Genomic DNA, 6,834 nt, shown 5'->3' on the forward strand with positions numbered 1-6,834 from the left:
GAGGTGCGGCCCTGAGCAGCTAGAAGAAGACGCTCGCGATCAGCACGAAGCCGAAGCCGACGACGGAGATGACCGTCTCCATCACCGACCAGGACTTGATCGTCTCCCACACCGACAGGCCGAAGTACTCCTTGACGAGCCAGAAGCCGGCGTCGTTGACGTGGCTGAAGAAGAGGGAGCCGCAGCCGACGGCGAGCACGAGCAGGGCCAGGTGGTTCGTCGACAGCGTCGACCCGAGAGGGCCGACGATGCCGGCGGCCGTGATGGTCGCGACGGTCGCCGAGCCCGTGCCCAGGCGGATCAGCACGGCGACGAGCCAGCCGAGCAGGAGCGCGGAGAATTGCACCCCGGTCGCCCAGTCGCGGATCACGTTGCCCACGCCGGCGTCGACGAGTGTCTGCTTGAAGCCGCCGCCGGCGGAGACGATGAGGATGATGCCCGCGACGGCCGGCAGGCTCGCGCCGAGAGTGTTGCTGGCCCGTTCCCGGCTCATGCCCGAGCCCAGCCCCAGGAAGAAGTAGCAGAACAGCACCGCGATGAGGAGGGCCACGGTGGGGGTGCCCAGCAGGTCGAAGACCTGGCGCGACGCCGCGTTCTGGTTGCTCACGACGATCTTTGTGATCGCGTCCGCGAGCATCAGCAGCACGGGCAGCGTGATCGCGATGATCGCAGTGCCGAACCTGATCCCGCGCCGGCCCGGCTCGACCGGTTCGTCCTCGAGGTCACGCAGCCGCTGCTCGGAGCCCTCGGAGCCCTCGGAGCCCTCGGTGGTCTCCGTGTCCTCCGTGCCGGTGCCGGCGCGGCCCCCGAGGCCGTCCCGGCCACCGGCTCCCGCGGTGACCAGTGTCGCGAAGTCGGGGTGCCTGGGCACCCACCGGTCGACGAGCTGGGCGAGGAGCGGGCCCGCGATGATGACCGTGGGGATCGCGATGATGATGCCGAAGATGAGCGTGCGCCCGAGGTCCGCCTTGAGCAGCCCGATGGCGGTCAGCGGACCGGGGTGCGGCGGGACCAGGCCGTGGAGCACCGAGAGCCCGGCGAGCGCGGGGATGCCGACCTTCATGAGGGACAGGCCGGTGCGGCTCGCGACGAGGATGACGACGGGGACGAGCAGGACGACGCCGACCTCGAAGAACAGCGGCAGCCCGAGAATCGCGGCGATGAGGGCCATGATCCACGGCAGGCCGCCGCGCCCGACGCTGCCGACCATCGTCGACACGATCTTGGAGGCGCCCCCGGAGTCCTCGAGCATCTTGCCGATCATGGCGCCGAGCGCGATGAGCAGGCCGACCGAACCCGTCGTCGAGCCGAACCCGTTCGTGAAGCTGGTGACGATGGCTCCCGGCGGCATGGTGGCGATCGCGCCGAGGACGGCGGAGCCCAGCATGAGGGACAGGAACGGGTGCAGCTTGACGACTGTGATCAGCACGACGACGGCGAGGATCCCGACGATGCAGGCCACGAGCAGCTGGGCGTCCCCGGCGTATTTGGGCGGGTCCGCCATCGGCGTCGTCGCGGATGCCGTCGCCCCGACCCACGCCATCGACACTGGTCCCATCACGACTCCTGCTCGTCAGGGCGCGAAACGCCTCGTAGGAGAGTCCGTACCCGCTCGGCCCTGGACGTCAACTCCTCACAGGACGGGTAGCGTCGAGCACGATCCCCCTGACCGCGACGGAGGTGACCTGTGGGCGACCAGTTCGACGCGTCCTACTGGGAGGAGCGCTACCGCTCCGGTGGGCAGGAGGAGGTGGGGCCCAGCCCGCACCTCGTCTCCGGAGTCACCGGACTCGAACCCGGGCGCGCCCTCGAGGCGGGCTGCGGTGAGGGCGGCAACGCGATCTGGCTCGCGGAGCAGGGCTGGCAGGTCACCGCGGTCGACATCTCTCCCACGGCCCTGGACCGCGCCCGACAGCACGCCGCCCGGCTCGGTGGTGCGGCGGACCGGATCGACTGGGTCGAGGCGGACCTCACCGACCACCGGCTCGAGCCCGACTCGTTCGACCTCGTCACCTGCCACTACGTGCATCCCCGAGAGGGCCACCGCGAGCTGCTGACCCGCCTCGCTGCTGCCGTGGCGCCCGGGGGGACCCTGGTCGTCGTCGACCACGACGCGGCCGACGAGCACGCCCACGCCCACACCTCCCTCGACGGCCTCGTCACGGCGCTCGAGCCTGCCGCCTGGGATGTCGAGGTGCAGGAACCACGGGCCCGCGAGGTGGTCGCGCACGGCCGCCGAATCTCCTTGCGCGACAACGTCCTTGTGGCGCGAAAGAGGAGCTGAGGAGCACGAGGCGAACCAGCGGCATACGACTTCCGTGAATGGAGGCGAACCGGCTTCGACATCGAACCGCGGACGGCTATCCTGAGAGCGGTTGAGCCAGCAGCCCTACACCGTCCCGGTATCCGGTGACGCATGTCTTGGCCGCTGGCCAAGGACCAGGAGAACTGCTCGACATGTCGAAGCGCAAGGATCCGGCTCGCCACTTCACGCGGGCGAGTGCGCCACCCGTGGCCGCGTACAGGTACGACGCGGTCGCCGACCAGCTGTGGTGGTCACCCCAGATGTACGAGCTGTTCGGCTTCGCCCCGGGGGACGTGGTGCCGACCCTCGCCCTCATGGACGCCCACATCCACCCGGACGACCGGAAGATGGTGCACGAGGTCTGCTGCCCCGCGTGGCGCACGGGCCGCCCTTTCACGATTCGTCACCGCATCCTCGACGCGGGGCTCGGTGTCCGCGACATCATCGCGGTGGGGGAGTCGATCCTCGCCGGCGACCGGTACGCCACCGTCCATGCGTACTACGTCGACGTGACGACGGCGATCGGCAAGGACGTGCGCGCGGGCGTCACGGTCGCCCTCGAGGAGACGCTCCGCACGCGTGGTGTCATCGACCAGGTCAAGGGCGCCGTCATGCTCGCGTATGGCGTTGACGCGGACACCGCGTTCACCCTGCTGCGCGGCATCTCCAACAACCACAACCTCCGGCTCGCGCAGCTCGCGTACTACGTCGCGGACCGGCTCTCGAGCGTGGAGCGCGGGGCCGAGCCGGCCCAGGAGACGCTCTTCCAGATCCTCGCCTCGGTCGCGGAGCACCGCGCGGTCATCGAGGCGTGGCCGCTCCCGGACGCGCCCGCCCCGACCGGGGCCGAGCCGGTCTCGTCGGGGGCCAGCGAGTCCACGATCGGCCCCCCGACGGCATAGAGCCCCAGGGGCTAGCCTGCGGGGATGAGCAACGAGGAGCGGCGCCCGCCGCGGCGGCCGGCTTTTTTCAGCCCGTCCGCCCTGGAGGCGCACGGCGGGTTCTATGACCCGACGGAGGCGCTCCACGCGGCCCATGCCACCGCTGCCGTCCTGGTCCGTGCCGGTCGGGCCGCCGACGACCCGGACCTCACGAACCGCCTCATCGAGCTCGTCGACGAGATCGGGCTCTCGACGGTGGCCGAGCTCTGGTCGGAACGACCCGCGCGCACGCTGCCGGGAGCGCTGTGGCGGCTCTACGTCCTGCACGAATGGGTGCGGCGGGCCCCGGAGCAGGCCAGCCGTGAGTATGCCGCCGGCGTCCGGTTCACGGGCCCGAACCACGCCGTCGCCGGGGCCGCGGAGCCTCCGGGACCGGACGAGGTGCGTCGCGTCAGCGACGAGATCCTGCGCGGCGTCTTCGACGGCGACCTGGCCGTCGCCCTCGAGCGGGCGGCCGCGTTCTGCCGGGTCGTCTCGGCAGGGCGGGCCGACATCGGCGAGGGGGAGGACACGGCCGAGGGAGCCGCCAACGTGCTGGCCATGGCCGGCGACCTCGCCGCCTGCGCCGAACTGTGGCGGACCGGCGACCTCGCCTGAGCATGCTTTGGAGATCGTCGAAGCGACCCTTATTCTGGAACGCGCGTCGGGTCGCGGTAGCCCCGGGTCCCAAATTCTGCCGCTACGAGCGGCCCTGTGCCGAGAGGCGCTCCCGGCCCGACGCAACACTCAACGAAAGCGCTGGGGATTATCCCTCCGCGGCGTCCCTTCCACCCCTTAGATTTGTCTTATGACGCGTGAGGACGAGGGGTCACACGACCTGCTCGACACCAACCTGCGCGACGAGATCGAGCTCGTCAGCGATCTGGTCGTTGCTGCCTCCGGTACGGACCGGCACTTCACTCCTGACGAGGTGGACGCCCTGCTCGGGCTCCAGGACGAGGCGGCCTCGCCGCCCATCGGCGGGCGCGACGACGCGCCCCTGCTCGCGACGCCAGAGCGCGACGTCACCACGGATCCCGCTCGGCCGCACCTGGCCGAGACCTGACCGCGGGGTGGCGGGGAGGTAGCCGCCGGTTTGCGCTCCCGTGCCCCCGACGGCATAGCATCGTGCCGACCAGCCGTCACACGACCGGAGTTTGAAGTGGGCCTACGCCTCACCCCGCAGGAGACGAGTTTCTACTCGCTCTTCGCCACGTCAGCCAGTCTCCTCGTCGACGCCACCCGCGAGCTCACCAAGATGCTCGAGGTCGTCCCTGAGCAGCGGCAGCCGATCGCCGACCGGCTCAAGGAGCTCGAGCACGAGGGCGACGACGCCACGCACGAGATCATCAAGCGGGTCAACAGCTCGTTCATCACGCCGTTCGACCGCGAGGACATCCACGGTCTCGCGGCTCACCTCGACGACTGCATGGACCACATGGAGGAGGCCGCCGACCTCATCTGCCTCTACCGGATCGGGGAGCTCCCGGCCGGCCTCGCAGACCAGTTCGAGATCCTGTCCCGCATGGCCGAGGTGACGGCGCTCGCAATGCCGAAGCTCCGTTCGCTCAAGGACCTCTCCGCCTACTGGATCGAGATCAACCGCCTCGAGAACCAGGCGGACGAGCTGCACCGCAAGATGCTGGCGGAGCTGTTCAACAACGGCGCCGACCCGATCCACATCATCAAGGTCAAGGGAATCATCGACGGCTTCGAGGACGCAGCCGACTCGTTCGAGAAGGTTGCCCACATGGTCGAGGGCATCGCCGTCAAGGAGTCGTAACCCGTGTCAGACCTGCTGCCCATCGGCATCGTCATCGCGTTGGCCATGGGCTTCAACTACACGAACGGGTTCCACGACGCGGCCAACGCCATCGCGACGTCGGTCTCGACGCGGGCGCTCACCCCCCGGGCCGCGCTGCTCATGGCCGCGGTCGCGAACCTCGTTGGCGCCTTCTTCGGCACCAAGGTCGCCAAGACGATCGGCTCCGGCATCATCGATCAGCCCCATGGCGTGCGCGGCCTCTGGCTCGTCGGGGCCGCCCTCGTCGGTGCCATCGGCTGGAACCTCATCACCTGGTGGTTCGGCCTGCCCTCGTCGTCGTCGCATGCCCTCATCGGTGGCCTCGGCGGCGCCGCGCTCGTCGCCGGCATCGGGGTGAAGTGGTTCAACGTCTTCACCGTCGTCATCGTGCCGATGATCGTGTCCCCGATCGCGGGCCTCCTGCTGGGCTACCTGGTCATGACCGCGATCCTGTGGCTCTTCCGTCGGGTCCAACCGGGCAAGGTCCAGCGCGGCTTCCGGTGGGCGCAGACGGCCTCTGCCGCGGCCATGGCGTTCGGCCACGGCCTCCAGGACGCCTCGAAGACCGCGGGTGTCGTCGTGCTCGCGCTCACCGTCGCCGGCTACCACGAGGGCAACCACGTGCCGATCTGGGTCCTCGTGCTGTCGGCCATCGTGATCTCGCTCGGCACCTACTCCGGCGGGTGGCGCATCATGCGCACCCTCGGCCGGCGGATCATCCACCTGGCGCCGCCGCAGGGCTTCGCCGCCGAGACGACGGCCGCCGGGATCCTCTACGTCGCCGGCATGGCCTTCGGCGCGCCGATCTCGACGACCCACACGATCACCTCGGCGATCATGGGTGTCGGGGCCACCAAGCGGCTCTCCGCCGTCCGGTGGGGGGTCGCGGGCAACATCGTCGGCGCCTGGGTCCTGACCTTCCCGGGTGCCGCCCTCGTCGCCATCATCGCGTGGTTCGTGACGTACTTCTGGCACGGCTGACCCGCCGACGCGACCCCCGGGTTGAGGTGTTCCGGTAGCCGCTGAGCGCGCGCCGATACCTCAACCCGCGAGGGGGTATACCGCTCACCTCGCCCCGCGCGGACGGTCACGTCCCACCGAAGGCGGGTTCAGCGGCATACCTCTGCCTCGGCGTGGGTTTCCGGCCCCGGGTTTGAGGTATTCGGCCAGCCGCCGAGCGCGTGCGAATACCTCAACCCGCGATGGGGGGGTGCCGCTCAGCCGAAGCGGCCGGAGATGTAGTCCTCCGTCGCCTTCACGCTGGGGTTGTTGAAGATCCTGGTCGTGTCGTCGATCTCGATCAGGCGGCCCGGCTCACCCGTCGCCTTGAGGTTGAAGAAGGCCGTCCGGTCGGAGACGCGCGCCGCCTGCTGCATGTTGTGGGTGACGATGACGATGGTGTAGTCCGACTTGAGCCGGATGATCAGCTCCTCGATCGCCAGGGTCGAGATCGGGTCGAGCGCCGAGCAGGGCTCGTCCATGAGGAGCACCTGCGGCTGGACCGCGATCGCGCGGGCGATGCAGAGCCGCTGCTGCTGGCCACCGGAGAGGCCGGCGCCGGGCTTGCTGAGCCGGTCCTTGACCTCGTTCCAGAGGTTGGCCCCCTTGAGCGACTTCTCCACGATCCCGTCGAGGGTCGAGCGGCTCTTGACGCCGTTGAGGCGCAGGCCGGCGGCCACGTTGTCGTAGATCGACATCGTCGGGAACGGGTTGGGGCGCTGGAAGACCATGCCGACCGTCCGCCGGACGTGGACCGGGTCCATCGAGGGGGCGTAGAGGTCCTGGTCGTCGAGCATGACCTTGCC

Annotated in this window: 8 protein-coding genes; 6 read left to right on the forward strand and 2 right to left on the reverse strand. The window is 69.7% G+C overall.

The features are described 5' to 3' along the window. Positions 1-19: 19 nt before the first annotated feature. Complete coding sequence (locus tag ACTHJJ_RS03610) at positions 20-1,558, reverse strand: GntT/GntP/DsdX family permease (RefSeq protein WP_440301569.1); 1,539 nt, start codon at positions 1,556-1,558, stop codon at positions 20-22. 129 nt (positions 1,559-1,687) lie between these two features. Between ACTHJJ_RS03610 and ACTHJJ_RS03615 the strand changes: the two genes are divergently transcribed. The 6 genes from ACTHJJ_RS03615 to ACTHJJ_RS03640 all read left to right on the forward strand — a co-directional run bounded on the left by ACTHJJ_RS03615 (position 1,688) and on the right by ACTHJJ_RS03640 (position 6,010). Further along, positions 1,688-2,284 (forward strand): class I SAM-dependent methyltransferase, encoded by a 597-nt coding sequence (locus ACTHJJ_RS03615; protein WP_440301570.1) that lies wholly within the window; start codon positions 1,688-1,690, stop codon positions 2,282-2,284. A gap of 173 nt (positions 2,285-2,457) precedes the next feature. Further along, positions 2,458-3,207, forward strand: coding sequence for a PAS and ANTAR domain-containing protein (locus ACTHJJ_RS03620; protein WP_440301571.1), 750 nt, complete (start codon positions 2,458-2,460; stop codon positions 3,205-3,207). A gap of 24 nt (positions 3,208-3,231) precedes the next feature. Continuing rightward, a complete protein-coding gene (locus ACTHJJ_RS03625; protein ID WP_440301572.1) occupies positions 3,232-3,843 on the forward strand; it encodes a hypothetical protein in 612 nt (203 codons plus the stop codon). A gap of 190 nt (positions 3,844-4,033) precedes the next feature. Further along, a complete protein-coding gene (locus tag ACTHJJ_RS03630; protein ID WP_440301573.1) occupies positions 4,034-4,291 on the forward strand; it encodes a hypothetical protein in 258 nt (85 codons plus the stop codon). A gap of 96 nt (positions 4,292-4,387) precedes the next feature. Continuing rightward, complete coding sequence (locus tag ACTHJJ_RS03635; RefSeq protein WP_440301574.1) at positions 4,388-5,008, forward strand: DUF47 domain-containing protein; 621 nt, start codon at positions 4,388-4,390, stop codon at positions 5,006-5,008. A gap of 45 nt (positions 5,009-5,053) precedes the next feature. Then, entirely contained in the window at positions 5,054-6,010 is a 957-nt protein-coding gene (locus ACTHJJ_RS03640; protein ID WP_440301576.1) for an anion permease, read from the forward strand. Between the two features lie 236 nt (positions 6,011-6,246). Here the strand turns inward: ACTHJJ_RS03640 and ACTHJJ_RS03645 are convergent. Next, positions 6,247-6,834 (reverse strand): phosphate ABC transporter ATP-binding protein (locus ACTHJJ_RS03645; RefSeq protein ID WP_440301575.1); only part of this gene is annotated, 588 nt, incomplete at its 5' end.

Source organism: Intrasporangium sp. (assembly GCF_051961875.1).
Lineage (GTDB): Bacteria > Actinomycetota > Actinomycetes > Actinomycetales > Dermatophilaceae > Intrasporangium_A.